The sequence below is a fragment of the Actinoplanes oblitus genome (assembly GCF_030252345.1).
Taxonomy (GTDB): Bacteria; Actinomycetota; Actinomycetes; order Mycobacteriales; family Micromonosporaceae; genus Actinoplanes; species Actinoplanes oblitus.
In genome coordinates this window covers 8461763-8486203 of sequence record NZ_CP126980.1, presented here as the reverse complement: position 1 = coordinate 8486203, position 24441 = coordinate 8461763, and the positions used below count along the sequence as shown (strand labels likewise).

The window sequence follows — 24441 nt, the reverse complement described above, 5'->3', positions numbered from 1 at the left end:
AGCTCGGTGGTGTGGCTGGTCGTGGTGGTGGTGTCCGTGCTCGTGACACGACTGTGGGTGCCAGCTCGGCGTCGCGGCTGGTCGTGGTGGTGGTGTCGGGGTTGGTGATACCACCGTGGGTGCCAGCTCGGTGGTGTAGCTGGTCGTGGTGGTGGTGTCCGTGCTCGTGACACCACCGTGGGTGCCAGCCCGGTGGTGTGGCTGGTCGTCACGGTGGTCTCCGGGGGCGGGAGACCACCGTGACGACCAGCCGGAGGACTGGCGTGGGTGGGGCGGGGTCAGTCGAGGTCGGTCAGGTGGAGGAGATCGCGCAGGGCGGAGCGGCCCGCCGGGGTGAGCCGGACCGCGCGGCCGGACCCGATGCGGGTCAGCCACTGGCGGGTGAGGAACGTCTCGCAGAGCCGGGCGCCGGCCAGGCCGCCCAGGTGCGGACGCCGCTCGGTCCAGTCGAGGCAGGCTCGGGCCAGGGGCCGGCGGCCGGGCCGGAGCTGGTCGCCCGGCACCCCGAGCGCGCCGGTCAGCCAGGCCAGGCCGGAGTCGGTGACGGCGAACCCGTTGGCCTGATCCAGCAGGCCGGCCTCGGTCAAGGCGTCGGTGACCGCGACGCCCAGGCGGCCGGCCAGGTGGTCGTAGCAGGTCCGGCCCCGGCGCAGGGCGGCGTCGGCGGTGGCCGCCCGTAGGCCGCGAGCCGGTGGAAGTCCGGGTTCCAGCCGGGAGCTGATGTCCTCCAGCAGGCCGGCCACGCCGGGGCCGGCGAGCCGGACGTAGCGGTGCCGGCCCTGTCGTGCCTCGGTCAGCAGGCCGCCGGCGATCAGGCGGTCCAGGTGCTCGGTGGCGGTGGAGCGGGCCACGCCGGCGTGTGTGGCCAGTTCGCCGGCGGTCCAGGCGCGGCCGTCGAGCAGGGCCAGGCACATGGCCGCCCGGGTCCGGTCGGCCAGGAGTGCCGCGAACGCCGCCAATCCCGCCGCATCAGTCATCCGCCCATTGTCGCGGCCGGAGACTTCGGCCCGCACCGAACTGACTCGCGGTCGGGACGGGGTGAGGGCGCGGGGCAGAGGAGCGGTGGTGCGGCGGCCGGGTCAGGGCCCGCAGCGGTGGCGGGAAGGGAAGCGGTGGCCGTGGTGGAGTGGTGCGGGGAGGGGTGAGGGCGCGTGGCGGTGGTGGGAAGGGAAGCGGTGGCCGGGCGTGGGCGGCGGCGGTGGCGAGGGCGCGGTGGCCGGGTGAGGGCGTGCGGCGGTGAGGAGAGCTGGCGCGATGGTGAGTGACGGTGCGCGAGGGTGTGCGTGCGCGGGAGAGCAGCGGCGTAAGGCGGGTTACCGGCCGGGGCGGCCCAGGGCGGCGATCAGCTCGGTCAGGGCCGGGAAACCGCCCCGCTCCAGCTCCGGCGTCGGCAGCAGGGCCATCACCGGGATGGTGACGCCGGCCTCCGCGTACGCCTGGACCCGGCTCCGCACCACCTCCGGCGTCCCGTGCACCACCAGCTCGTCCACCAGGGAGTCCGGGATCGCGGCCAGCGCGGCCTTCCGGTCGCCGCGCTCCCACGCCGCCCACATCGGCGCCAGGATCTCCTCGCGGCCCAGCCAGCGGTGGAACGCCGCGTACGCCGGAACCGTCAGATACGACGTGATCAGTCGCCGCCCGAGCGTCCGCGCGTAGCCCGCGTCGTCGGTCGGTACCACGAAGATCCGGGTGGCGACCGCGAAGTCCGGCCCGGCCTCCTTGGTCTCGGCCAGCGCGGTGGGCACGTCGGTGGCGGCCAGCCAGTTCAGGATCACGCCGTCCGCCTCGGCCGCCGCCAGGTGCAGCATCTGCGGGCGCAGCGCGGCCAGCATGAGCCGCGGCGGGACGGCCGGCGGCCGCTCCAGCCGGAAGCGTTTCACGGTGAAGGTGGGGAACTCCCGGTCGACCATCTCGCCGGCCAGCGCGGCGCGCAGGAAGCGCAGCGTGTCGCGGCTGCGGGCGAACGGTTTCACGAAGTCGGCGGCGTTCCAGTCGCCGGCCACCACCGGCGAGGACGCGCCGATGCCGAACTGGAACCGGCCGGGCGCGGTCTCGGCGAGCGCGGCGGCGGTCATCGCCAGCAGCCCCGGCCCGCGCGTGTAGACCGGCGCGATAGCGGTGCCCAGCCGCAGCCGGGGCTCCCACGCGGCGGCCAGGGTGAGCGGGGTGAACGCGTCGGTCCCGGCCACCTCGGCGGTCCACGCGTCGGTGAACCCGGCATCGGCCAGTGCCGTGAAGACGGCGGCGTGGTCGGCCAGCGGAACGCCGCCGAGCGGCACGGTCATGCCCCAGCGCATCGACATGCCCTTGATCCTGCCGTCCGGTTCGGCGTGATGTCCACCACCTGTGAATTATCACCGCCGGAAACCCGGGTATGTTTTTGAACTGACCAGTCAGTCTAAACGAGGAGCGATCATGTCGGTGCTGAGCGCGAGGGGCGCCGGGGTCCGGCACCACCGGCGCTGGCTGGTGCGTGGCCTCGACCTGACGGTCGAGCCCGGCGAGACGGTCGCCGTGGTCGGTCCGCCCGGCAGCGGCCGGACCAGCACGCTGCTGATGCTCGCGCGCCGGCTGCGGTTGTCCGAGGGCACGCTTTCCCTGTCCGGTACGGCGGCACTCGCCCATGTGACGGGTGTCAATGACCCGGAGCCGGTGTTCACCGTCCGGGAGCACGTCGAGGAGCGGCTCGCGCTGCTCGGGCGGCCACGGCGGGAGGCCGGCGCGGTGCCGTTGCGCGGGCTCGACCCGGGCTTGCGGGGGCGCGACCTGACGCCGTACCAGAAGCAGGTCCTCGGTCTGGTCCTGGCGGGCCTGGCGGGGCCCGCGGTGATCGCGCTGGACGGGGTGGACGCCGGCCTGGACGAGCGGGAGCGGGCCGAGCTGTGGGAGATGCTCGGCGAGCTCGCCGGCAACGGGGTGACGGTTCTGGTCACCGCGCGGGAGGTGGATCCGTCACGAGTCACCCGGGTGGTGCACCTGAGCGATCCGCAGACCGGCGAGCCGGGCCGGGCCGTCGTGGAGAGCACGCCCCAGCCCGGACCGGCACCGGCATCCGAGGCGGAGCCGGCGGCGGAAGCGGTCGAAGCCGAGCAAGAAGAACCGGAGCAAGGCGAACCGGAGCAGGAAGAACCGGAGCAAGAGGAGCCAAAGAAAGAAGAACCGGAGCAAGAGGAGCCGGAGCAAGAGGAAGCGGAAGAGAAGGAACCGGAGCGAGAAGAAGTGACAGACCAGGCCGGCGCGAACGAGGAACGGGGCAAACAGTGAAAGCCTTCGCACTGGCGGGCCTGGAGATCCGCCGCTTCCTGCGCAGCCGCCTCACCGCCGCCGCGCTCGCCGTCCTCGCCGTCGTCCCGCTGCTCTACGGCGCGCTCTATCTCTACGCCTTCTGGGATCCCTACGGCCACCTCAACCACATCCCGGCCGCCCTGGTGGTCGAGGACCGCCCGGCCACCGACCAGGACGGCAAACCCGTGCACGCCGGGCAGGACCTGGCCCGCGAGCTGATCGACCGGCAGGTCTTCGACTGGGACCAGGTCGACGCGCCGACCGCCGAGAAGGGCGTGCGCGACGGCAAGTACCAGATCATGCTGCGCATCCCGGCCGACTTCTCCAGTGATCTCGCGACGGCGCCGAAGGCCGGCGCCACCCCGGAGAACGCGCGGCTCAGCGCGGTCAGCGACGACGCCACCAACTACCTCTCCGGGGTCTTCGCCCGCACCGCCTTCGACGAGGTCCGCGCGGCCGCCTCGGCCGGCGCCTCGGCGAAGTACTACGACAAGATGCTGATCGGTTTCACCGACCTGAAGGCGCAGACCCAGAAGGCCGCCGACGGTGCCGGGGAGATCACCGACGGCGCCGGCACCCTGCACGGCGCGATGGCCAAGGAGAGCGCCGGGATCGACAAGGCGCACGACTCCACCGGGAAACTGGCCGGCAAGCTGGGCACCGCCGGACGCGGCGCGGACCGGCTCGCCGACGTGCTGTACCAGCTGGAGGACGGCGCCGGCGAGCTGGCCTCGGGCACCGCGCGGGCCGCGGCCGGCGGTCGTCAGCTGGCCACCGCGGTCGACGGCGCCGCCGACAAGGTCGAGCCGCTGCTCCGCCAGAACGCGCAGACCATCGAGGACGCGGCGAACCGGGTGGCCCGCGGCGCCGACCTGCTCGCCTCGAACGTCGGCGCCATCGACACCGCCGCCGACCAGGCGGTCCGGAACGCCCGGGAGCTGCGCGCCGCGCTGAACCGGATGCCTGCCGACACCCCCGGCCTGACCAGGGCGAAGCACCTGGCCAACCAGCTGGTCAGGGACGCCGTGCGGATCCGGAACGGGGTACGCGCCGCCGACCTGGACGGGCTGCGCGACCGGCTCCGCGAGGTGGCGAAGACCGCCCGCTCGGTCGCCGACGACGCACCGCACCTGGCCGACGACGTGGCCCGCGCCCGCGGCCGGGTCGACCGGCTGGCCGACGGCCTGAACCAGCTCGCCTCCGGGGCGAAGCGGCTGAAGACCGGCCTCGGGCAGACCGCTGACGGCGCCGCCAACCTGCGCGACGGCGTCTTCCAGCTGGCCACCGGCGCCCGCGCGATCAACTCCGGCCTGGGCAAGCTCTCCACCGGCGGGCACCGGATCGCGGACGGTCTGGCCGACCTGCAGGACGGTGCGGGCGAGCTGGCCGGCAAGCTGGCCGACGGCGCCGACCAGATCCCCGCGTACGACGACGCGTCGGCCCGCTCCGGCATCCTGGCCGACCCGGTGAGCCTGGACCGGGTGGTGCGCAACCCGGCCGGCACCTACGGCGTGGGCTTCGCGCCGTACTTCCTGGCGCTGGCCCTCTGGGTGGGCGCGATGATCAACTACATGCTGCTGCGCCCGCTGAACCGGCGTCACCTGATGTCCGGCGGGCCCCCGCACCGGGTGGCGCTGGCCGGTCTGCTGCCCGGCGTGCTGATCGGGCTGGTCCAGGCGGCGCTGCTGTTCGTGGTGGTCAGATTCGGTCTCGGGCTGTCCCCGGTGCACCAGTGGGCGAGCCTCGGCCTGCTGCTCGGCACCGCCGCGGTGTTCGCCGCGATCATGCAGCTGATCGGCGCCGCGCTCGGCGCGCCCGGCCGGATCATCGCGCTGGTCCTGCTGATGCTCCAGCTCACCTCGTCGGGCGGCACCTACCCGGTGCAGACCACGCCGAGGATCTTCCAGGCTATCCACCCGCTGCTGCCGATGACCTACGTGGTCGAGGCGATGCGGCACGCGATCGACGGCGGCGGCGCCGGCCCGGTCGTGCACGGCGCCCTGGTGCTGGCCGGCTTCGGTGTGATCGCGCTGCTGCTCACCACGCTGGTCGCCGGCCGGCAGCGCCGGATGCGCACCGGGGACCTGCACCCCGAGCTGGTCCTTTAACCTGTGCTCGTGGCGATGGACGGGCGGAGCCGCCGGCGCGAGGACACCCGGCAGCGACTCTACGAGGCCGCGGTGGAGCTGATCGCCGAGCAGGGTTTCTCAGCGACCACCGTGGACGACATCGCGCTGCGCGCCAAGGTCGCCAAGGGCACCGTCTACTACAACTTCAAATCCAAGACCGACCTCTTCGAGGAGCTGCTCCGGCACGGGGTCGGCCTGCTCACCGCGGAGTTCCGCGCCGCCGTGGCGGACCTGCCGCCGCGCGAGGCGGTGCGCGCCCTGATCCGCGCCCAGCTGGAGTTCATCAAGCGCTACCAGGCCTTCGCCCAGCTGCTGCTCTCCGAGATGTGGCGGACCAACCGGGAGTGGCAGCAGACCCTGGTCCTGCTCCGCGCCGAGGCGATCGGGGTGATCGCCGAGACCGTCCAGGCCGGCGTCGACTCCGGCGACCTGCCGGCCGACCTGGACGTCCGGGTGGCCTCGTCGGCTCTGTTCGGCGTCGGCCTGGTGGTCGCCGTGGACTGGCTGGTCTTCCAGCCGGACCGCCCGATCGAGGACGTCGAGGAGTCCCTGCTGGCGATCGTCAGGCGCGTCGCCTGACCGCTCCTTCCGGCTTTCCTTCCTTTCAATCCCATTTTGTACGTTCTGGGCAGACTCCCGTGGCTACAGCGCCAGGCCCGCCGTCCGTCCGGACCGCGAGGCACCGCCGGGCTGATGCGTCCCCGCACTGTTCATGCGGCCCGCCCAGCCCGCGACCCGGTCCGGTCACCCGAGGGTCTCGGGCGACGGGTCTCGGGCGGCGGGCTTTGGGTGACGGGCTTCGGAGGGTGGCCCGCGGCGGGCGGAATCGGTCAGACCGAGGCGTGAAAGGGAATGGCGGGATTTCCGTGCGGCGGGGCGCTCGTGGCGTACCGAAAGCGGGTCCTGGAAGGCTTGAGCGGACGGCGGCGAAGGAGCCGGGCATGGTTTGCCGGGTCGCGGCAAGATCCAGCCGATCTTCTTGCAGGGATTGACGGTTTCTTGCGTTGCCGCAGGTCAGCTCGCGGGTCGGGCTAAAAAATCTACAGCGGCGACTCTAGAAATCGGCGCCGAACAGGCATATGTTCGTGGGGTCGGCTACGGCCGGCATCGCAACTGGCACAGACGCTGAGTTTGGTTAAGGAGGACGAGATACCGCAGCAACGCGAAGTCACGACGTCCCCGACCCGACAAGAGGTGATCGCAGCCGATGCCCATCACTCCGGTCGACTGCTAGCGGCACGCAGCCGGTCGACCACATCCGCCGGCCAGTAGAGTCGGCAACAGAATTGAAAAGCCAGGGCCCCGGTTACCCGCCGGGGCCCTGGACTCTGTGCATGAGGGGACCATGCCCAGGAACGCGGCCGACGCCGACCTCCCGGCGTACACGATGGGCCGGGCCGCCGAGCTGATCGGCGTGACCCCGGCCTTCCTCCGCAGTCTCGACGGCACCGGCCTGATCGAGCCGGGCCGCTCGGCCGGCGGGCACCGGCGGTACTCCCGGCACCAGCTGGACCTGGCCGCCCGGGTACGCGTGCTGCTCGACGAGGGTTTCCTGCTCGCCGCGGCGGTCCGGATCGTCACGCTGGAGGACCGGCTGGCCGCCGCGCACCGGCGGATCCGCGAGCTGGGCGGCAAGCTCGGTCCCGGCGAGGACGCCAGCATCCCGACACAGACCCGGCGAGGCGTCACCGCGCGCCGGGATGCCGGCGTCCCGGCGCGGGACCGGCGAGATACCACCGAGCGGCGGAACATGTAATCGTTCTCCGTATGCCATCGTGGAACGTCGAAGAATGGCGGCGGCCGGGACCCACCCGCGAGCAGCGCCGGAACGATCTGTGGACCGGGCTGGGGGTCGCCGCCCTCGCCGTGGTCAGCCTCTATCTGCTGCGCAGCACCGGGTACCACCACAGCCACCGCAATCCGGCGTTCGCCGAGGAGATCTTCTGGGCGGTGGCGACCACGCTGCCGCTGGCCTGGCGCCGCCGGTACCCCGACGCGGTCGCCGTGGTGATCTCGGTGGTCTTCATCGCCGGGCAGGTCCGCTCCACCGAGGAGCAGATCGTCGCCAACTACGCGCTGTTCTCGGCGATCTACACGCTCGGCGCCTGGGGCCGGGATCGGCAGCGCGCCCGGATCCTGCGGCTGATCATCGTGGCGGTGATGTTCGGCTGGCTGACCCTCTCGTTCGCGCTGTACCACGACGCCGTGCTGGCGGCGATGTACTCCGGTGTCGCCGACGCCGCCGGTTGGCTGCCCCGGCTGTGGGCCGCGGTCTTCATCGCCTACCTGCAGAACATCGTCTACTTCGGCTTCACCTACCTGATGGGCGACGCGGCCTGGCGCGGCGTGTGGCGCCAGCACCAGCTGGAGCAGCAGGCCGAGCAGCTGCGCGCGGCCCAGGAGGCGGCGGCCGGCCGGGCCGTCCTGGACGAGCGGGTGCGGATCGCCCGGGAGCTGCACGACGTGGTCGCCCACCACGTCTCGGTGATGGGCATCCAGGCGTCCGCCTGCCGCCGGGCGCTCGACAAGGACCCGGCGAAGGCGGTCACCGCGCTCACCGCCGTCGAGCACGGCGCGCGTACCGCCGTCGACGAGCTGCGCCGCATGCTGGGCGCGTTGCGCGCCAGCGGCCCGCAGGCCGCGGCGACACCGGGGGCCGGGATCGACCGGATCGAGGAGATCGCCGAACGGGCCCGGGAGGCCGGGCTCGAGGTGCATTTCGGTACGTACGGCGACCCGGCCCCGCTGCCCGATTCGCTCTCCCAGGCGGCCTACCGGATCGTGCAGGAGTCGGTGACCAATACGCTCAAGCACGCGCACGCCGCCACGCTGGACATCCGGGTCCGCTATCTGGCCGGCGAGCTGGAGCTGGACGTCACCGACGACGGCCGGGGCGGGACCGGCGAGCGGGGCAGCGGGATGGGGCTGATCGGGATGCGGGAACGGGTGGCGGTGCACGACGGCACCCTGGAGCACGGGCGGCGCGGCGGGGGCGGGTTCCGGGTGCGGGCCCGGCTGCCCTACGCGCCGACGACGATCGGGAGCGCCGCGTGAGCATCCGGGTCCTCCTCGCGGACGACCATCTGCTGGTCCGCTCCGGGTTCCGGGTCATCCTCGAGATGGAGGACGGGATCAGCGTGGTCGGCGAGGCCGCGGACGGCGCCCGGGCGGTCGAGCTGGCGCTGCGGCTGCGGCCCGACGTCGTGCTGATGGACGTGGAGATGCCGGTGATGGACGGCCTGGAGGCGACCCGGCGGATCACCGCCGAGGGCGGGCCGTCGGTGCTGATCCTGACCACCTTCGACCGCGACGACTACCTGTTCGCCGCGCTGCAGGCCGGGGCCAGCGGGTTCCTGCTGAAGAACGGCAGCCCGGAGGCGCTGACCGAGGCGGTCCGGGTGATCGCGGCCGGCGACGCGCTGCTCGCCCCGGCGGTGACCCGGCGGGTGATCGCCGAGTTCAGCGCGCCACGCCAGCGGGCCCCGGAGCCGGGCGTGCGACTCGACGAGCTCACCCCGCGCGAGCACGAGGTGCTGGTCCAGCTGGCCGGCGGGGCCACCAACGCGGAGATCGCGGCGGCCCTGCACCTCGGCGAGACGACGGTGAAGACGCACGTCAGCCGGGTGCTGATGAAGCTCGGGGCGCGCGACCGTACGCAGGCCGTGGTCCTCGCGTACGAGATGGGGGTGGTCCGTCCGTCGCGCGAATGACCCGCCGTGGTCCGTCGCGCGCCGGACGCCGTGAGCGGCCGTGATCTCTAGCGTTGACCCCATGAACACCGTCCTCACCGTCGACGCGGTCAACCGGTCGTTCGGGGAGCGGCAGGTCCTCAAGGACGTGTCGTTCACCGTCACGGCCGGTCGGCTGACCGGATTCGTCGGCGCCAACGGCGCCGGCAAGACCACCACCATGCGGATCATCCTCGGGGTTCTGGCCGCCGACGCGGGCACGGTGACCTGGCGGGGCCAGCAGCTCACCCGGGAGACCCGGCAGCGGTTCGGCTACATGCCCGAGGAGCGCGGCCTCTACCCGAAGATGAGCGTGCTGGAGCAGCTCGTCTACCTGGGCCGGCTGCACGGGCTCGGCGCGGCCGAGGCCCGCCGCCGGACGACGGCCCTGCTGGAGCGCCTGGAGCTGGCCGAGCGCGCCAACGACCACGTGCAGAAACTGTCGCTGGGCAACCAGCAGCGGGCGCAGATCGCCGCCGCGCTGGTGCACGACCCGGAGCTGCTGGTGCTCGACGAGCCGTTCTCCGGCCTCGACCCGATCGCCGTGGAGAACGTGCTCGGGGTGCTGCGCGAGCGGGCCGCCTCGGGTGCCGCGGTGCTCTTCTCCAGCCACCAGCTGGAGCTGGTCGAGCGGCTCTGCGACGACCTGGTGATCATCGCGGACGGCACCATCCGGGCGGCCGGCGACCGGGCCACGCTGCGCGACCAGTTCACCCAGCCGCGCTACCAGGTCGAGGTCGGCGGGGACGCCGGCTGGCTGCGCGACGAGCCCGGCGTCACCCTGATCGACCTGGACGGCCGGCACGCGACGTTCGACCTCGACCCCGGGGCCGACGATCAGGTGATCCTGAGAGCCGCGCTGGCCCGGGGGCCGGTGCACGCGTTCGGCCCGGTCCGCCCGTCCCTCGCCGAGATCTTCCGAGAGGTCATCCAGTGAGCACCTTCGACGCCGTCAAACTGGTCGCCGCCCGGGAGCTCCGGGTCAAGCTGCGCGACAAGGCCTTCCTCTACAGCACGGCGATCTTCCTGGTCATCGTGCTGGCGTCGATAGTGCTGCCGTCCCTGATCAACGGCGGGCCGACGACCGTCGCGGTCACCGACCCCGCCTCGGTGAGCGTGCTCCAGCAGGCGGAGGGGATGCGGGTGCGGCAGGTGCCGGACACCGCCACCGCGGAGCGGCTGGTCCGCGACGGCGAGGTGGACGCGGCGGTGCTGCCCGGCCCGGTGGTGGTCGGCCTGGACGAGAACCCGGACGACGTGGTCCGTGCGCTCAGCACCGAGCCGCAGGTGAAGCTGCTGGAGCCCAGCGAGGTGCAGGAGGTCGCCCGGGTGCTGGTGCCGCTGGCGTTCGCGATGCTGTTCTTCTTCACCTCGTTCACCTTCGGCATGCAGATCGCGCAGAGCGTGGTCGAGGAGAAGCAGACCCGGATCGTGGAGATCCTGGTCTCCAGCGTCCCGATCCGGGCCCTGCTGGCCGGCAAGGTGGCGGCGCTGACCCTGCTGGCGTTCGCCCAGGTGGCCCTGCTCGCGGTGGTCGCCGTCGTCGGGATGACCCTCGCCGACGCGGCGCCCGGACTGCTCAACGCGGTGGCCCCGGCGATCGGCTGGTTCCTGCCGTTCTTCGTGCTCGGCTTCCTGATGCTGGCCTCGCTGTGGGCCGGGGTCGGCGCGCTCGCCTCCCGCCAGGAGGAGCTGGCCAGCACCACGATGCCGGCGCAGATGCTGGTCCTGATCCCGTTCTTCCTCGCGGTCAGTGTGCCGAAGGACGGCGTGGCGATGAAGGTGCTCTCCTTCGTGCCCTTCTCGTCGCCGCTGGCCATGCCGATCCGGCTGTTCAACGGGGATGTCGCGCTCTGGGAGCCGGTGGTGGCGCTGCTGCTGCTGGTGGTGACCGCGGCGGTACTGCTCGCGATCGGCGCCCGGATCTACTCCGGGTCACTGCTGCGGACCCAGGTCAAGACCTCGTTCCTGGCCGCTCTCCGCAAGGCCTGATTCCTTCGGTACGCCCGGACGCCCGCTCCCCGGCCACGGGGAGCGGGCGTTCTGCATGCCCCGGGCCGACGACCCCGGAAGCTCCCCGGGATGGTCACCGGCCCCAGTACGCCGAGCCCCGTTCCACAAACGCCGGCTGGCGCTCACGGTGCTGTCAGGGAAGTCGAGACCACCGTCACAGCCAGCCGGCATCGTGCGGCTGGTGCTCACGGTGGTGTCAGGGGTCTGGAGGCCACCGCCACGACCAGCCGGTGCTTGGGGCTGGTGGTCACGGTGGTGTCAGGGGTCTGGAAGCCACCGCCACGACCAGCCGGTGCTTTCGGGCTGGTGCTCACGGTGGTGTCGGAGGTGCGGAGGCCACCGCCACGGCCAGCCGGTGCTTGGGGCTGGTGGTCACGGTGGTGTCAGGGGTCTGGAGGCCACCGTGACGGCCAGCCGGCACCGCAGTCCGGCTGATGTGGACGGGCTGGGCGGGCTGCCTGGACCGTGACGGGACGCATCAGCCCGGCGGGGCCTCGCGGCCCGGACGGGAAGCGTGCCTGGCGCTTAGCCACGGGGAGTCTGCGTAGAACGTACAAAATGGGTTTAACCGGCCGGTGAACAAGCGGTCTGAGGAGAGGGCCACTGGGTCAGTAAGGGCGCGCGGCCGGAAGGAAACGGCGGGCCGGGGGAATGGCTGGCCGGGGGAATGGCTGGCCGGGAGGGAACGGCGGGGAGGAACGACTGCGGGAGAACGGGGGAGAGCGGCGGAGCGGGGGAGAGCGGCGAGTGGCGGGCGGCGAGTGGTGCGGGGAAGCAGGATGGCGATGGTGCGGGGCGGGCGCTCGCGGCGGGGCCGCGTGCGGGAAGAGAGAGGTGACCGCGCCCCGCACCACCGCGGGAAGGTTGTCGACAACCTGGACGTAAGGAGCTTGCCGAGAGCTTCGCGAACGTCCCGTTGGCACCAAGGTTCGCACCGGGCAGGACAACCGGCAACGCAATTAACGCTGATCATTGACGGCCGTAACACAGCGGAGCGATCATCACCGATACCCGTGGCTCACGTCACACCTTCGGCAAGGGAGCTCGCACATGAGCACTGAACCAGCCGTCAACAGGAACAATGAACCAGCCGGCCCCGGTACCGACGAGGAACGACTGGCACAACTCGGGTACAAGCAGGAACTCCACCGCCGGCTCTCCGGCTTCTCCAACTTCGCCGTCTCCTTCTCGATCATCTCGATCCTGGCCGGCGCGATCACCTCCTACGGCATCGCGATGAACGCCGGCGGGCCGATGGCCATCACGCTGGGCTGGCTCTTCGTGGGTGGCATGGTCACCCTGGTGGCGCTGGCGATGGCCGAGGTGTGCTCGGCCTATCCGACGGCCGGCGCGCTCTACTGGTGGGCCGCCGCGCTGGCCAAGCGGAACAAGGCCGCGTGGGCCTGGTTCATCGGCTGGTTCAACTTCCTCGGCGAGGTCGCGGTGACCGCGGCCATCGACTTCGGCGCGGCGATCACCACTGCGGCGTTCCTCAGCCTGACCTTCGACATGACCGTCACCACGCCGCGGACCTTCCTGATCTTCCTGGTCATCATCGTGGTGCACGGGTTGCTGAACACCTTCGGCGTGAACCTGGTGCGGGTGCTCTCCGACGTCAGCGCGTGGTGGCACCTGATCGGTGTCGCGGTGATCGTGGTGCTGCTGGCCGTGCTGCCGGACCAGCACAAGCCGATCTCCGAGGTGTTCTTCGAGGTGCGGAACGCGACCGGGTTCGACTTCACCGGGGCGACCGTCTACGCCGTCCTGATCGGACTGTTGATGGCGCAGTACACCTACACCGGGTACGACGCGTCGGCGCACGTGGCGGAGGAGACGCACGACGCGGCGAACGCGGCGCCGCGGGGCATCGTGATGTCGGTGGTGGTCTCGGTGCTCGCCGGTTTCGTCCTGCTGTTCGCGATCACCTGGTCCATCCAGGACTACGAGGGGTCGGCGACCACCTCGCTGGGGCTGCCGCCGGCGCAGATCTTCATCGACGCGGCGGGCCACGACACCGGCACGTTCCTGCTGTTCATCTGCATGGTGGCGCAGTGGTTCTGCGGGATGGCCTCGGTCACCGCGAACTCCCGGATGTCGTACGCGTTCGCCCGGGACGGCGCGCTGCCCGGCTCCCGGCTGTGGAAGAAGGTCAACCCGCGGACCGGCACCCCCACCAACTCGATCTGGCTGTGCGTGACGATCTCCACGCTCCTGGTGCTGCCGTCGCTCTGGAACACCACGGCGTACCTGGCGGCCACCTCGATCGCGGTGATCGGGCTGTACATCGCGTACGTCGGCCCGGTCTTCCTGCGCCGCCGCGACACCGGGTTCCAGCCCGGCCCGTGGCACCTCGGCCGGTGGAGCGCCGTGGTCGGCTGGACCGCGATCGTCTGGGTCGGGGTCATCTGCGTGCTGTTCGTGCTGCCGACCGCCGGTCCGATCACGGCGAAGAACTTCAATTACACGATCTTCGCGGTGGCCGTGGTGCTCGGCGGCGCGACGATCTGGTGGTTCGCGAGCGCCCGGAAGTGGTTCACCGGACCGCGTTCCAACCTGCTGGAGAAGGCGGCGCACGGCGAGCAGACCATGCCGGCGGCCAACGACTGATAGGACTGACACATGGATCTCGAGGACCTCGACGTCGCGGTCGGCAACGGCAGCATCGACACGGTGCTGCTGGCGCTGACCGACATGCAGGGCCGGTTGCAGGGCAAGCGGCTGCACGGGCGGTACTTCATGGACGAGGTGGTCGGCGGCGGCAGCGAGGGCTGCAACTACCTGCTCGCGGTGGATGTCGACATGAACACCGTGGACGGGTACGAGATGTCCTCCTGGTCCACCGGGTACGGCGACTTCGTGATGCGGCCGGACTTCGGCACGCTGCGCCCGGTGCCCTGGCAGCCGGGCACCGCGCTGGTGCTGGCCGACCTGTTCGACACGGCGGGGGCGCCGGTGCCGGCGTCGCCGCGGCAGATCCTGCGCCGCCAGCTGGAGCGGCTGGCGGCGCACGGGTTGACCGCCTTCGCCGGGACCGAGCTGGAGTTCGTGCTCTACCGGGACACCTACGAGCACGCGCACGCCCTGGGCTATCGCGGGTTGACCCCGGCCAATCAGTACAACGTGGACTACTCGCTGCTCGGGACGGCGCGGGTCGAGCCGCTGCTGCGCCGGATCCGCAACGACATGTACGGCGCGGGGCTGCTCCCGGAGAGCGCCAAGGGCGAGTGCAATTTCGGTCAGCATGAGATCGCTTTCCGGTACGCCGACGCGCTGGCCGCCGCCGACCACCACGTGATCTACAAGAACGGGGCCAAGGAGATCGCCGCCCAGGAGGGCATGGCGCTGACCTTCATGGCGAAGCCGAACGAGCGGGAGGGCAACTCCTGCCACATCCACTTCTCGCTGCGCGGGGCGGACGACCGGTCGGCGATGCTCGGCGACGGGCCGGCCCACCTGAGCGTGACCGGGCAGCGGGCGATCGCTGGACTGCTCGCCACGATGCGCGAGTTCAGCCTGCTGTTCGCGCCGAACATCAACTCGTACAAGCGGTACCAGCCGGGATCGTTCGCGCCGACGGCACTGCGCTGGGGGGTGGACAACCGGACCTGTGCGCTGCGGATCGCCGGGCACGGGCAGGGCATGCGGGTGGAGAACCGGGTGCCGGGCGGGGACGTGAACCCGTACCTGGCGATCGCCGCGCTGGTGGCCGGGGCGGTGCACGGGATCGAGTCGGAGCTGTCGCTGGAGGACGAGTTCACCGGCAACGCGTACCTGGACTCGTCCGCCGGGCGGGTGCCCGGGACGCTGCGCGAGGCGACCGACCTCTGGGCCGCCTCGGAGGTGGCGGAGGCGGCGTTCGGGCCCGATGTGGTGGCGCACTACGCCAACATGGGCCGGGTGGAGCTGGCCGCGTTCGACGCCGCGGTGACCGACTGGGAACTGCGTCGTGGATTCGAACGCCTCTGAGTGTGAGGATCTTGGCGTGCGGACTACTGATGTGATCAACCCGGCCGACGGGCGGGTCTTCACGACCGTGCCGTCGCTGGACCTGGCCGCGACCGACGCGGCCATCGACCGGGCCCGGACGGCGTTCGAGGGGTGGCGCGCGGTGGCGCCCGGCGACCGGGCGCGGCTGCTGCGCCGTTTCGCCACGGTGGTCGACGACCACCTGGAGGAGCTGGCCCGGCTGGAGGTGCGCAACGCCGGTCACACCATCGGCAACGCGCGCTGGGAGGCCGGCAACGTCCGGGACGTGCTGAACTACTACGCCGGCGCGCCGGAGCGGCTGTCCGGCCGGCAGATCCCGGTGCCCGGCGGCCTGGACGTGACGTTCCACGAGCCGCTCGGCGTGGTCGGCATCATCGTGCCGTGGAACTTCCCGATGCCGATCGCGGGCTGGGGGTTCGCGCCGGCGCTGGCGGCCGGCAACACGGTGGTGCTCAAGCCGGCCGAACTCACCCCGCTGACCGCGATCCGGCTCGGCGAGCTGGCCCTGGAGGCGGGGCTGCCGGAGGGTGTCTTCCAGGTGCTGCCGGGCAAGGGGAGTGTGGTCGGGCAGCGGTTCGTCACGCATCCGGCGGTCCGCAAGGTCTGCTTCACCGGCTCCACCGAGGTCGGAAAGTCGATCATGGCGGGGTGTGCGGAACAGGTCAAACGGGTGACCCTGGAACTGGGCGGCAAGAGCGCCAACGTGATCTTCGCGGACGCCGATCTCGAGGCCGCGGCGGCCGCCGCGCCCGGCGCGGTCTTCGACAACGCGGGTCAGGATTGCTGCGCCCGGTCGCGGTTGCTGGTCGAGGCCTCGGTGTACGACAAGTTCCTCGCCCTGCTGGAGCCGGCGGTCACGAAATTTCGGGTGATGGACCCGTCCGATGAGATGTCGGAAATGGGTCCCCTGATCTCTTCCGGTCAGCGGGACGCGGTGGCGTCTTATGTGGACGGCGTCGACGTGGCCTTCCGTGGCTCCGCCGGCCTCACCGACGGCTGGTGGTTCCCGCCGACCGTCCTGCTCGCCGGCTCGCCCGCCGACCGGCACTGGCGCGAGGAGATCTTCGGCCCGGTCGTCAGCGTGCTCCCGTTCCGCGACGAGGCCGAGGCGATCCGGCTGGCCAACGACACCGAGTACGGCCTCTCCGGCTCGATCTGGACCCGCGACGTCGGCCGCGCCCTGCGGGTCTCCCGAGCGGTGGAGACCGGCGCGCTGAGCGTCAACAGCAACTCGTCGGTGCGGTACTGGACCCCGTTCGGCGGGATGAAGCAGTCCGGCCTCGGCCGCGAGCTGGGTCCGGACGCGCTGCTGTCGTTCACCGATGTCAAGAACGTGTTCATCTCGATGGGGGCATAAGTGGAGCGTCTTCAGGACCGGGTGGCCGTGATCACCGGCGCCGGCAGCGGGATCGGGCTGGCCACCGCCCGGCGGTTCGCCGCCGAGGGTGCCTTCGTGGTCTGCGTCGACATCTCCGCCGACGCGGGCAAATCGGTCGCCGAGGAGGTCGGCGGCGAGTTCGTGGCCTGCGACGTGAGCGACGAGGAGCAGGTCAAGGCGCTCTTCGACGGGGTCGTGGAGCGGCACGGCCGGGTCGACATCGCCTTCAACAACGCCGGCATCTCGCCGCCGGACGACGACTCGATCCTGGTCACCGGCCTGGACGCGTGGGAGCGGGTGATCAAGGTCAACACGACGAGCGTCTTCTTCTGCTGCAAGTACGCGATCCCGCACATGCGGCGGCAGGGCACGGGCTCGATCATCAACACCGCCTCGTTCGTGGCCCTGCTCGGGGCGGCGACCTCGCAGATCGCGTACACCGCGAGCAAGGGCGGGGTGCTGGCGATGACCCGGGAGCTGGGCGTGCAGTTCGCCCGGGAGGGCATCCGGATCAACGCGCTCTGCCCCGGCCCGGTGGCCACCCCGCTGCTGATGGAGCTGTTCGCCAAGGACCCGGAACGGGCCGCCCGCCGCCTGGTGCACGTGCCGATGGGCCGGTTCGCCGAACCGGCCGAGATCGCCGCCGCGGTGGCGTTCCTGGCCAGCGACGACGCGTCGTTCATGACCGCTTCGCAGTTCGTGGTCGACGGTGGCATCACCGGCGCGTATGTCACCCCGCTGTAGACGTTTAACCACCGGCCGCCCGGGGAACGGGATCTCTACTACAGGGGTCGAATCCCTGTTCAGGCGGGCATCGCTCCTCGTCTGAGGCAGGTCGGAAGGGGCCCGTCGCGCGGCGCCGGATCACCGGCGCCGCGCGCCTGTGCGAGGCGAACCGGCGGGCGGTGGCTACGGTGGTGCGATGCGTCCGATCATCGGGATAACGACGTACGAGATGCCCGCGTCCTGGGGCGTGTGGCGTGATCTCCCCACCACTTTCGTCCCCACCGACTACCCCGCGGCGGTCACCCTGGCCGGCGGCCGGGCGGTGCTGCTGCCCCCGGACGACCTGGACGCCGACGTGCTCCGGGCGCTGGACGGCCTGGTGCTCGCCGGCGGCCCGGACATCTCGCCGCGTTTGTACGGCGCCGAACCGGGCATGCACACCGCAACCCACCCGGAACGGGACCAAGCCGAAATACGGCTGGTGCACGCGGCTCTCGACAGTGACCTGCCCGTCCTCGGCGTCTGCCGGGGCATGCAGCTACTGGTCGCCGCGGCCGGCGGGTCGCTGCATCAGCACCTGCCCGACGTGCTCGGCCACCAGCGGCACCGCCCCGGGCCCGGGGCCTACGGCCGGCACGAGGCGGTCTTCACCCCGGGCAGCCGGATCGCCGGATTGATGGGCGAGGACCTGACCATCAACTGCTTCCACCACCAGGGTGTCGCCGACCCCGGAGAGCTGATCGTCACCGGACGGGCCGAGGACGGCCTGCCCGAGGCGGTCGAGGACCCGGGCCGGCGCTTCCTGCTCGGCGTGCAGTGGCATCCCGAGGTGGGCCGCGACAAACGGATCTTCGGCGCCTTGGTGGCGGCGGCCGAACGGAGCTGAGGAGGACCACACCCCCATGCGCAGACCGCTGATCGGCCTCACCGCGTACGCCCAGCAGGTGCACTACGGCCGCAACGACATGATGGCCGGGATGCTCCCGATGACGTATGTGAGAGCGGTGCACGCCACCGGCGGACGAGCCGTGCTGATCACCCCCGACGACCCGGGGACCGACGTGCTGGAGGCCCTGGACGGGATCGTCTTCACCGGCGGCGCCGACATCGACCCGGCGCACTACGGCGCCGAGCCGCACCCGAGCACCGAGGTGGACGCCGAGCGGGACGCCGCCGAGCTGATGCTGATGCGCGCCGCGCTCGACGCCGACCTGCCGGTGCTCGGGATCTGCCGGGGACACCAGGTGATGGCGGTGGCCACCGGGGGCTCGCTGCACCAGCACCTGCCCGACGTGATCGGGCACGACCGGCACCGCGCCGCGGCCGGCACCGACCCGCTCGCCGCGGGGGCCGGCGACTACGGCCGGCACGACGTGGTGACCGCCGAGAACTCGCGGGCGCACGAGCTGTTCGGCAGGCACACCACGGTGAACTCGTTCCACCACCAGGCGGTGGCCGATCCGGGCGAGTTCGTGGCGACCGGCTGGTGCCCGGACGACCGGGTCGTGGAGATCATCGAGCACCCCGGGCGGAGTTTCGCGCTCGGCGTGCAGTGGCACCCGGAGCGCACCGCGGACCTGCGGGTGTTCGCCGCCCTCGCCCGGGCCGCCTCGCTGACCCGGGAAGTCGCCGCCGCCGTGTGACCGGGCGGCTCCGGCGGGCCGGTGTTAACGTGCGTCCGGGCCGGGCTCCCGGTCACCGACCCCCACGGGAGGCTTCGATGGGCGCCCTTCCGGCTCGCCTGCGCACCGCCTTCGAGCGCGGCGGCGAGATGGGCCGCCGGATGGCCGAGCTCGACTGGTCCGCCTCGCCGGCCGGTGACCCGGGGCAGTGGCCGCCGGAGCTGGTCGACGCGGTGCTCACGGCGCTCGCCTCGAAGACCCAGATCTGCATCTTCTGGGGCCCGGAGCACGTGGTCGTCTACAACGACGCGTACATCCCGGTGGTCGGCGCCAAGCACCCGGCCTATCTGGGCCGGCCGGGCCGCGAGCTGTGGGCCGAGGCGTGGGACCTGATCGGCGGTCTGCTGCGCCGGGTGGCCGAGACCGACGAGGCGTTCTACGCCGACGACATGCTCTTCACCCTCGACCGGTACGGCTTCCTGGAGGAGACGTACTTCGACATCTCGTACGACCCGGTCCGGGGCGCGGACGGCTCGGTCACCGGGACGATGTGCATCGTCACCGAGACCACCGGGCGGGTGCTCGGCGAGCGGCGGGTGCGTACCCTCTCCGCGCTCGGCCGGCGGCTGGCCGACCTGTCCGAGCCGGCCGTGCTGGCCGCCGAGGCGGTGGCGGTGCTCGGGGAGAACCCGGCGGACGTGCCGTTCGCCCGGCTGATCCTGGACGACCCGGCGGCGGCCCGCCGTTCCCGGCTCCCGCTGCGGGAGCTGACCGATCCACCGGTGAACGCCGCGGACGAGGCGCTGGTGCTGCCGATCGGGGTGGGCACCGACACGGTCGGCGCGCTGGTGGTCGGCGTCAGCCGGCTGCTCCGGCTGGAGGGCGGCTACCGCGACTTCCTGGAGCTGGCCGCGGCGCAGATCTCCCGGGCGGTCGCCAACGCCCGGGCCTACGAGCAGGAGCGCCGCCGGGCCGCCGAGCTGGCCGCCCTGGACCGGGCCAAGACCGACTTCTTCTCCAACGTCAGCCACGAGTTCCGTACCCCGCTGACCCTGATCCTGGGCCCGCTGGAGGACCTGATCGAGGACGCGGCGGCCGGTCCCGGGCTGCGCGACCGGCTGCTCCCGCTGCACCGCAACGGCCTGCGCCTGCTCAAGCTGGTCAACACGGTGCTGGACTTCTCCCGGCTGGAGTCCGGCCGGCTGCGCGCCGTCTACCGGCCCACCGACCTGGCGGCGCACACCGCGCGGCTGGCCGGCTCGTTCCGCCCGGCCACCGAGCGGGCCGGGCTGGATCTGGTGATCGAGACGCCGCCGTCACCGGTCCGGGTGTACGTCGACCACGAACTGTGGGAGAAGATCGTCTTCAACCTGCTCTCGAACGCCGTGAAGTTCACCCGCCAGGGGCGCGTCGAGGTGCACGTCCGGGTGACCGGTGAGCACGCCGAACTCGTCGTACGGGACACCGGGGTGGGCATCCCGGCGGCCGAGCAGCCGCTGCTGTTCGACCGCTTCCACCGGGTCACCGGGGCCTGGTCGCGCAGCCACGAGGGCACCGGCATCGGGCTGGCCCTGGTCCGCGAGCTGGCCGGGCTGCACGGCGGCTCGGTCTCGGTGCGCAGCGAGCCGGGGACCGGCAGCGAGTTCCTGGTCCGGATCCCGTTCGGCGCCGCGCACCTGCCGGCCGACCGGGTCAGCGACGAACCGGCCCCGTCCGGCGCCACCGACCCGCGGCCCTGGGTCGACGAGGCGGTCTGGTGGACCGGGGACGGCACCGGCGGCGGCACCGGGCCGGTGGTGGGTGCGGCCGGCGCCGGCCGGATCCTGCTCGCCGACGACAACGCCGACCTGCGGGAACACGTGAGCCGGCTGCTCAGCCCGTACTGGCAGGTGGTCGGCGCGGTGGACGGGGCGGCGGCGCTGGAACTGGCCCGGGAACGCCAGTTCGACCTGGTGCTGACCGACATCATGATGCCCCGGCTGGACGGCTTCGGGCTGATCGCCGCACTGCGCGCCGACCCGGGTACCCGGGACGTCCCGATCGTGGTGCTCTCCGCCCGGGCTGGCGAGGAGTCAGCCGTCGAGGGCCTGGCCGCCGGCGCCGACGACTACCTGGTCAAGCCGTTCTCCACCCGGGAGTTGACCGCCCGGGTGCGCGCCAACCTGGAGCTGGGCCAGCTGCGCCGGGCCACGGTCAGCCGGCTGGGCGGGCTGGTCGACGCCGCTGTCGCGCTGAACGCGGTGGCCGGCACCGCCGAGGTGCTCGACCTGGCGGCCCGGCACGTGCTGGCGATGACCTCGGCAGGCCGGGTGGTGGTGGCCGCACCGGACGCCCGGGCCGAGCGGGACGGCGGCGCCGCGGCCGGCACCGAGCCCGACCTGGTGCTGCCGCTGCCGGACACGGCCGGCACCGCCCTCGGCGAGCTGCGCGTCTGGTCCGGGCCGGGCGGGCCGGTCGAGCCGGAGCTGCTCACCCAGCTGGCCCGGCTGGTCGGGTTGCGGCTGGCCAACGCGCGGCTCTACGAGAGCGAGCACCGGATCGCCCGGACGCTGCAGCACAGCCTGCTCCCGCAGTCGCTGCCCCGGGTCCCCGGCGCGGTGGTGGCCAGCCGGTACGTCGCGGGCAGCAGCGAGGCCCGGGTGGGCGGCGACTGGTACGACGTGATCGCCGGCCCGGACGGCCAGCTGTACCTGGTCATCGGGGACGTGGTGGGCAAGGGCGTGCAGGCCGCCGCCACCATGGGACAGCTGCGGAACGCGCTCCGGGCGTACGTCCTGGAGGGTTTCGACTGCGGATCGGCCCTGAGCCGCCTCAACCGCCTGGTGGACACGCTGGGCCGGCGGCAGTTCGCCACCGTGCTGGTGGTGCGGTTCGACCCGGGCACCCGGGTGCTGAGCTACTCCTCGGCCGGGCACCCGTCGCCGATCCGGGTCACCCCCGGCGAGCCGGGGACGTTCCTCCACCAGGTGGCGCTCGGCCCGCCGATCGGGGCGCTCGGCGACGTGCCCTATCCGACCCGGGAGGCCCGGCTGGCGTTCGGCGACCGGCTGCTGCTCTACACCGACGGGCTGATCGAGGACCGCAAGCAGGGCATCGACACCGGCCTGGCCGAGCTGACCGCCGAGGTGGCCAGGCCCACCGAGCACGTCGAGGACCTGCTGGACGCGCTGCTGGCCAAGGCCGCCCGGCAGGCCCGCCGGGACGACATCGCGCTGATCGCGCTGGAGGCCACCGATCCGCGCGAGCTGGTCATGCGGCTGCCCGCCGACCCGAACCGGCTCAGCGTGCTGCGCAAACGGCTGGAGGACTTCCTGGCCGGGCACGGCGTGCCGGAGCCGGACGTGTTCGACCTGACCGTGGCGGTCTCCGAGGCGGCGGCGAACGCGATCGAGCACCCGATCGACCCGGCCGAGCCGGTGATCGAGGTGGCGACCTCGGTGGAGGCGGCGGCGATAGTGGTCACCGTGCGGGACACCGGGCGGTGGCGGCCGGCCTCCGACGCCGGTTTCCGCGGGCGGGGGCTGGCGCTGATCGGGGCGCTGACCGAGCTGTCGGTGCACCGGTCCCCGGCGGGGACCGCTGTCACCCTGCGCCGGCCGCTCAGTCCTGATCCGGCTTGAGCCAGGGCTGACCGCTCAGGCCGGAGATGTCCAGCACCCGGCGGACCCGGCCGGACGGCATCACCCGCAGCGTCCCCGGGAACCGCTCGGCCAGCCGGATCAGGGTGTGGATGGCCGCCGAGTCGAAGAAGGTCACGGCGCGCAGGTCGATCGTCGCGCCGCGGACGCCGGCCGGGGTGGCCGCCTCGAAGAGGGCGTCGGCGGTGGCCATGTCCACCTCGCCGGTCACCGTGACGGTGACCCGGTCGCCGTCCACGGCGCCGGTGGCCGAGAAAGTCGGGTCCTGGCCGTCTAGATCCACCAGAACACGATTTCACAGTGGGTCCGCGGGCGGCAAGGATGGCTCCGGTCGTGCCGTCACCCGGCGGATAGGCTGTGCGCATGACCGTACGTGCGCCGCTCGTGCCGGGTAAGCAGTCGCGTGAGCGATCGGTCCCGGCCGCCATCGTCCGCCCCGAATACGTCGGGAAGAAACGTCCCCGGGAATGGCGCGGCTCGCACGTGCAGACCCCGGAGACCATCGAGAAGATGCGGATCGCCGGGCGGATCGCCGCGCAGGCCACCCAGCTGGCCGGCGAGCACTGCAAGCCGGGCGTGACCACCGACGAGATCGACCGGGTGGTGCACGAGTTCATCCTGGACCACGGGGCGTACCCGTCCACGCTGGGCTACAAGGGCTTCCCGAAATCCTGCTGCACCTCGCTGAACGAGGTGATCTGCCACGGCATCCCGGACTCCACGGTGCTGGAGGACGGCGACATCATCAACGTCGACGTCACGGCGTACCTGAACGGCGTGCACGGCGACACCGACGCCACGTTCTGCGTCGGCGAGGTGAGCGAGGAGGCCCGGCTGCTGGTCGAGCGGACCCACGAGGCGATGATGCGGGGCATCCGCGCGGTCGCCCCGGGCCGGCCGATCAACGCGATCGGGCGGGTGATCGAGGCCTACGCGCGCCGGTTCGGGTACGGCGTGGTCCGCGACTTCACCGGGCACGGCATCGGCGAGGCGTTCCACTCCGGCCTCTACGTGCCGCACTACGACAACCCCCGGCTGGACACCGTGATGGAACCGGGGATGACCTTCACCATCGAGCCGATGATCACCCTGGGCACCCATGAGTACGAGGTGTGGAAAGACGGCTGGACCGTGGTGACCAAGGATCGCAAGTGGACCGCCCAGTTCGAGCACACCCTGGTGGTGACCGAGGACGGCGTCGAGATCCTCACGCTGCCGTGACCGCCGTGATCGAGCACCACCACGCCGACGTCTCCGGCGGCTGGCTGCGCGCCGCGACGTTCGGCGCGATGGACGGCCTGGTCACCAACATCGCGCTGATCGCCGGGGTGGGTGGCGCCAGCACCGACCGCCACCTGCTGGTGCTCACCGGGATGGCCGGCCTGGTGGCCGGCGCGATCTCGATGGGCATCGGCGAGTGGACAAGCGTCCGCACGCAGAACGAGCAGATCGCCGCGGAACTCGGCAAGGAGCTGCACGAGCTGCGGGTCAACCCGGAGGGCGAGGCCGACGAGCTGGTCGAGATGTGGACCGCCCGCGGCCTGCCGCCGGATCTGGCCCGCCAGGTCGCCGAGGTGCTCAAGAAGCATCCCGAGCAGGCGCTGCGGGTGCACGCCCAGGAGGAGCTCGGCGTGGTGCCGGACGAGCTGCCCAGTCCCTGGACGGCGGCCGGCTCGTCGTTCGTCTGTTTCGCGGTGGGCGCGGTGATCCCGCTGCTCACGCTGCTTCTGGGGTACGACGACCTGTGGGCCGCCCTGGCTGTCGGGGGACTCGGCCTGTTCGCCGCGGGTGCGATCGTTTCCCGGCTCACCGCCCGGCCGTGGTGGCTGGGCGGCCTGCGTCAGCTGCTGCTCGGGCTGCTGGCGGCGCTGCTGACGTACGCCGTGGGCACCGTGATCGGCGTCGACGTCACCTGACGGCGTACCGGAGAAGGGT

The 24441-nt window shown here is 72.2% G+C and carries 20 protein-coding genes; 17 read left to right on the top strand and 3 right to left on the bottom strand.

What is annotated here, in order from left to right:
• Positions 1 to 278 precede the first annotated feature (278 nt).
• Positions 279 to 977: an ArsR/SmtB family transcription factor gene (locus Actob_RS37630; RefSeq protein ID WP_284916745.1), complete on the bottom strand. Its 699-nt coding sequence runs from the start codon at positions 975 to 977 to the stop codon at positions 279 to 281.
• A 336-nt stretch (positions 978 to 1313) separates the two neighbouring features.
• Complete coding sequence (locus Actob_RS37625; protein WP_284916744.1) at positions 1314 to 2303, bottom strand: LLM class F420-dependent oxidoreductase; 990 nt, start codon at positions 2301 to 2303, stop codon at positions 1314 to 1316.
• 43 nt (positions 2304 to 2346) lie between these two features.
• Between Actob_RS37625 and Actob_RS37620 the strand changes: the two genes are divergently transcribed.
• The 15 genes from Actob_RS37620 to Actob_RS37550 all read left to right on the top strand — a co-directional run bounded on the left by Actob_RS37620 (position 2347) and on the right by Actob_RS37550 (position 22488).
• Positions 2347 to 3264: an ABC transporter ATP-binding protein gene (locus tag Actob_RS37620; protein WP_284916742.1), complete on the top strand. Its 918-nt coding sequence runs from the start codon at positions 2347 to 2349 to the stop codon at positions 3262 to 3264.
• Positions 3261 to 5393: a YhgE/Pip domain-containing protein gene (locus Actob_RS37615; protein WP_284916741.1), complete on the top strand. Its 2133-nt coding sequence runs from the start codon at positions 3261 to 3263 to the stop codon at positions 5391 to 5393. The genes Actob_RS37620 and Actob_RS37615 overlap by 4 nt, the downstream gene beginning before the upstream one ends.
• 15 nt (positions 5394 to 5408) lie before the next feature.
• Positions 5409 to 5993, top strand: coding sequence for a TetR/AcrR family transcriptional regulator (locus Actob_RS37610; RefSeq protein ID WP_284922468.1), 585 nt, complete (start codon positions 5409 to 5411; stop codon positions 5991 to 5993).
• A gap of 766 nt (positions 5994 to 6759) precedes the next feature.
• Positions 6760 to 7170, top strand: a complete 411-nt coding sequence (locus Actob_RS37605; protein ID WP_284916740.1) for a MerR family transcriptional regulator — start codon at positions 6760 to 6762, stop codon at positions 7168 to 7170.
• 11 nt (positions 7171 to 7181) lie between these two features.
• Complete coding sequence (locus tag Actob_RS37600) at positions 7182 to 8468, top strand: sensor histidine kinase (RefSeq protein ID WP_284916739.1); 1287 nt, start codon at positions 7182 to 7184, stop codon at positions 8466 to 8468.
• On the top strand, positions 8465 to 9124 hold the full coding sequence (locus Actob_RS37595) for a response regulator (RefSeq protein WP_284916737.1): 660 nt from the start codon (positions 8465 to 8467) through the stop codon (positions 9122 to 9124). Before Actob_RS37600 ends, Actob_RS37595 begins: the two co-directional genes overlap by 4 nt.
• A gap of 61 nt (positions 9125 to 9185) precedes the next feature.
• Positions 9186 to 10079, top strand: a complete 894-nt coding sequence (locus tag Actob_RS37590) for an ABC transporter ATP-binding protein (protein ID WP_284916736.1) — start codon at positions 9186 to 9188, stop codon at positions 10077 to 10079.
• Positions 10076 to 11134, top strand: coding sequence for an ABC transporter permease (locus Actob_RS37585; protein ID WP_284916735.1), 1059 nt, complete (start codon positions 10076 to 10078; stop codon positions 11132 to 11134). Before Actob_RS37590 ends, Actob_RS37585 begins: the two co-directional genes overlap by 4 nt.
• A 1071-nt stretch (positions 11135 to 12205) precedes the next feature.
• Complete coding sequence (locus tag Actob_RS37580) at positions 12206 to 13762, top strand: amino acid permease (protein WP_284916734.1); 1557 nt, start codon at positions 12206 to 12208, stop codon at positions 13760 to 13762.
• Between the two features lie 12 nt (positions 13763 to 13774).
• On the top strand, positions 13775 to 15121 hold the full coding sequence (locus Actob_RS37575; RefSeq protein ID WP_284916733.1) for a glutamine synthetase family protein: 1347 nt from the start codon (positions 13775 to 13777) through the stop codon (positions 15119 to 15121).
• A 16-nt stretch (positions 15122 to 15137) separates the two neighbouring features.
• Positions 15138 to 16499, top strand: a complete 1362-nt coding sequence (locus Actob_RS37570) for an aldehyde dehydrogenase family protein (RefSeq protein ID WP_284916732.1) — start codon at positions 15138 to 15140, stop codon at positions 16497 to 16499.
• Positions 16500 to 17264 (top strand): 3-oxoacyl-ACP reductase, encoded by a 765-nt coding sequence (locus Actob_RS37565; protein WP_284916731.1) that lies wholly within the window; start codon positions 16500 to 16502, stop codon positions 17262 to 17264. It abuts the gene before it with no gap.
• A 178-nt stretch (positions 17265 to 17442) separates the two neighbouring features.
• Positions 17443 to 18132: a gamma-glutamyl-gamma-aminobutyrate hydrolase family protein gene (locus Actob_RS37560; RefSeq protein WP_284916729.1), complete on the top strand. Its 690-nt coding sequence runs from the start codon at positions 17443 to 17445 to the stop codon at positions 18130 to 18132.
• A gap of 16 nt (positions 18133 to 18148) precedes the next feature.
• Positions 18149 to 18889 (top strand): gamma-glutamyl-gamma-aminobutyrate hydrolase family protein, encoded by a 741-nt coding sequence (locus Actob_RS37555; protein ID WP_284916728.1) that lies wholly within the window; start codon positions 18149 to 18151, stop codon positions 18887 to 18889.
• A gap of 77 nt (positions 18890 to 18966) precedes the next feature.
• Entirely contained in the window at positions 18967 to 22488 is a 3522-nt protein-coding gene (locus tag Actob_RS37550) for a SpoIIE family protein phosphatase (RefSeq protein WP_284916727.1), read from the top strand.
• On the opposite strand, the gene Actob_RS37545 is transcribed toward Actob_RS37550, so the two are convergent.
• A complete protein-coding gene (locus Actob_RS37545) occupies positions 22469 to 22789 on the bottom strand; it encodes an STAS domain-containing protein (RefSeq protein ID WP_284916726.1) in 321 nt (106 codons plus the stop codon). The two genes, Actob_RS37550 and Actob_RS37545, sit on opposite strands and share 20 nt — an antisense overlap.
• A gap of 80 nt (positions 22790 to 22869) precedes the next feature.
• Between Actob_RS37545 and map the strand changes: the two genes are divergently transcribed.
• Positions 22870 to 23727 carry a type I methionyl aminopeptidase gene (map, locus tag Actob_RS37540; RefSeq protein ID WP_284916725.1) on the top strand — a complete coding sequence of 286 codons (858 nt, stop codon included), beginning with the start codon at positions 22870 to 22872 and terminating at the stop codon, positions 23725 to 23727.
• Positions 23724 to 24422: a VIT1/CCC1 transporter family protein gene (locus Actob_RS37535; RefSeq protein ID WP_284916724.1), complete on the top strand. Its 699-nt coding sequence runs from the start codon at positions 23724 to 23726 to the stop codon at positions 24420 to 24422. Before map ends, Actob_RS37535 begins: the two co-directional genes overlap by 4 nt.
• The last annotated feature ends 19 nt before the right edge of the window (positions 24423 to 24441 follow it).

Coding starts and splice junctions, on each gene's coding strand:
- Actob_RS37630 (WP_284916745.1), bottom strand. CDS start 977: ATGACTGATGCGGCGGGATTGGCGGCGTTCGCGGCACTCCTGGCCGAC.
- Actob_RS37625 (WP_284916744.1), bottom strand. CDS start 2,303: ATGTCGATGCGCTGGGGCATGACCGTGCCGCTCGGCGGCGTTCCGCTG.
- Actob_RS37610 (WP_284922468.1), top strand. CDS start 5,409: ATGGACGGGCGGAGCCGCCGGCGCGAGGACACCCGGCAGCGACTCTAC.
- Actob_RS37605 (WP_284916740.1), top strand. CDS start 6,760: ATGCCCAGGAACGCGGCCGACGCCGACCTCCCGGCGTACACGATGGGC.
- Actob_RS37600 (WP_284916739.1), top strand. CDS start 7,182: ATGCCATCGTGGAACGTCGAAGAATGGCGGCGGCCGGGACCCACCCGC.
- Actob_RS37590 (WP_284916736.1), top strand. CDS start 9,186: ATGAACACCGTCCTCACCGTCGACGCGGTCAACCGGTCGTTCGGGGAG.
- Actob_RS37580 (WP_284916734.1), top strand. CDS start 12,206: ATGAGCACTGAACCAGCCGTCAACAGGAACAATGAACCAGCCGGCCCC.
- Actob_RS37575 (WP_284916733.1), top strand. CDS start 13,775: ATGGATCTCGAGGACCTCGACGTCGCGGTCGGCAACGGCAGCATCGAC.
- Actob_RS37560 (WP_284916729.1), top strand. CDS start 17,443: ATGCGTCCGATCATCGGGATAACGACGTACGAGATGCCCGCGTCCTGG.
- Actob_RS37555 (WP_284916728.1), top strand. CDS start 18,149: ATGCGCAGACCGCTGATCGGCCTCACCGCGTACGCCCAGCAGGTGCAC.
- Actob_RS37550 (WP_284916727.1), top strand. CDS start 18,967: ATGGGCGCCCTTCCGGCTCGCCTGCGCACCGCCTTCGAGCGCGGCGGC.
- map (WP_284916725.1), top strand. CDS start 22,870: ATGACCGTACGTGCGCCGCTCGTGCCGGGTAAGCAGTCGCGTGAGCGA.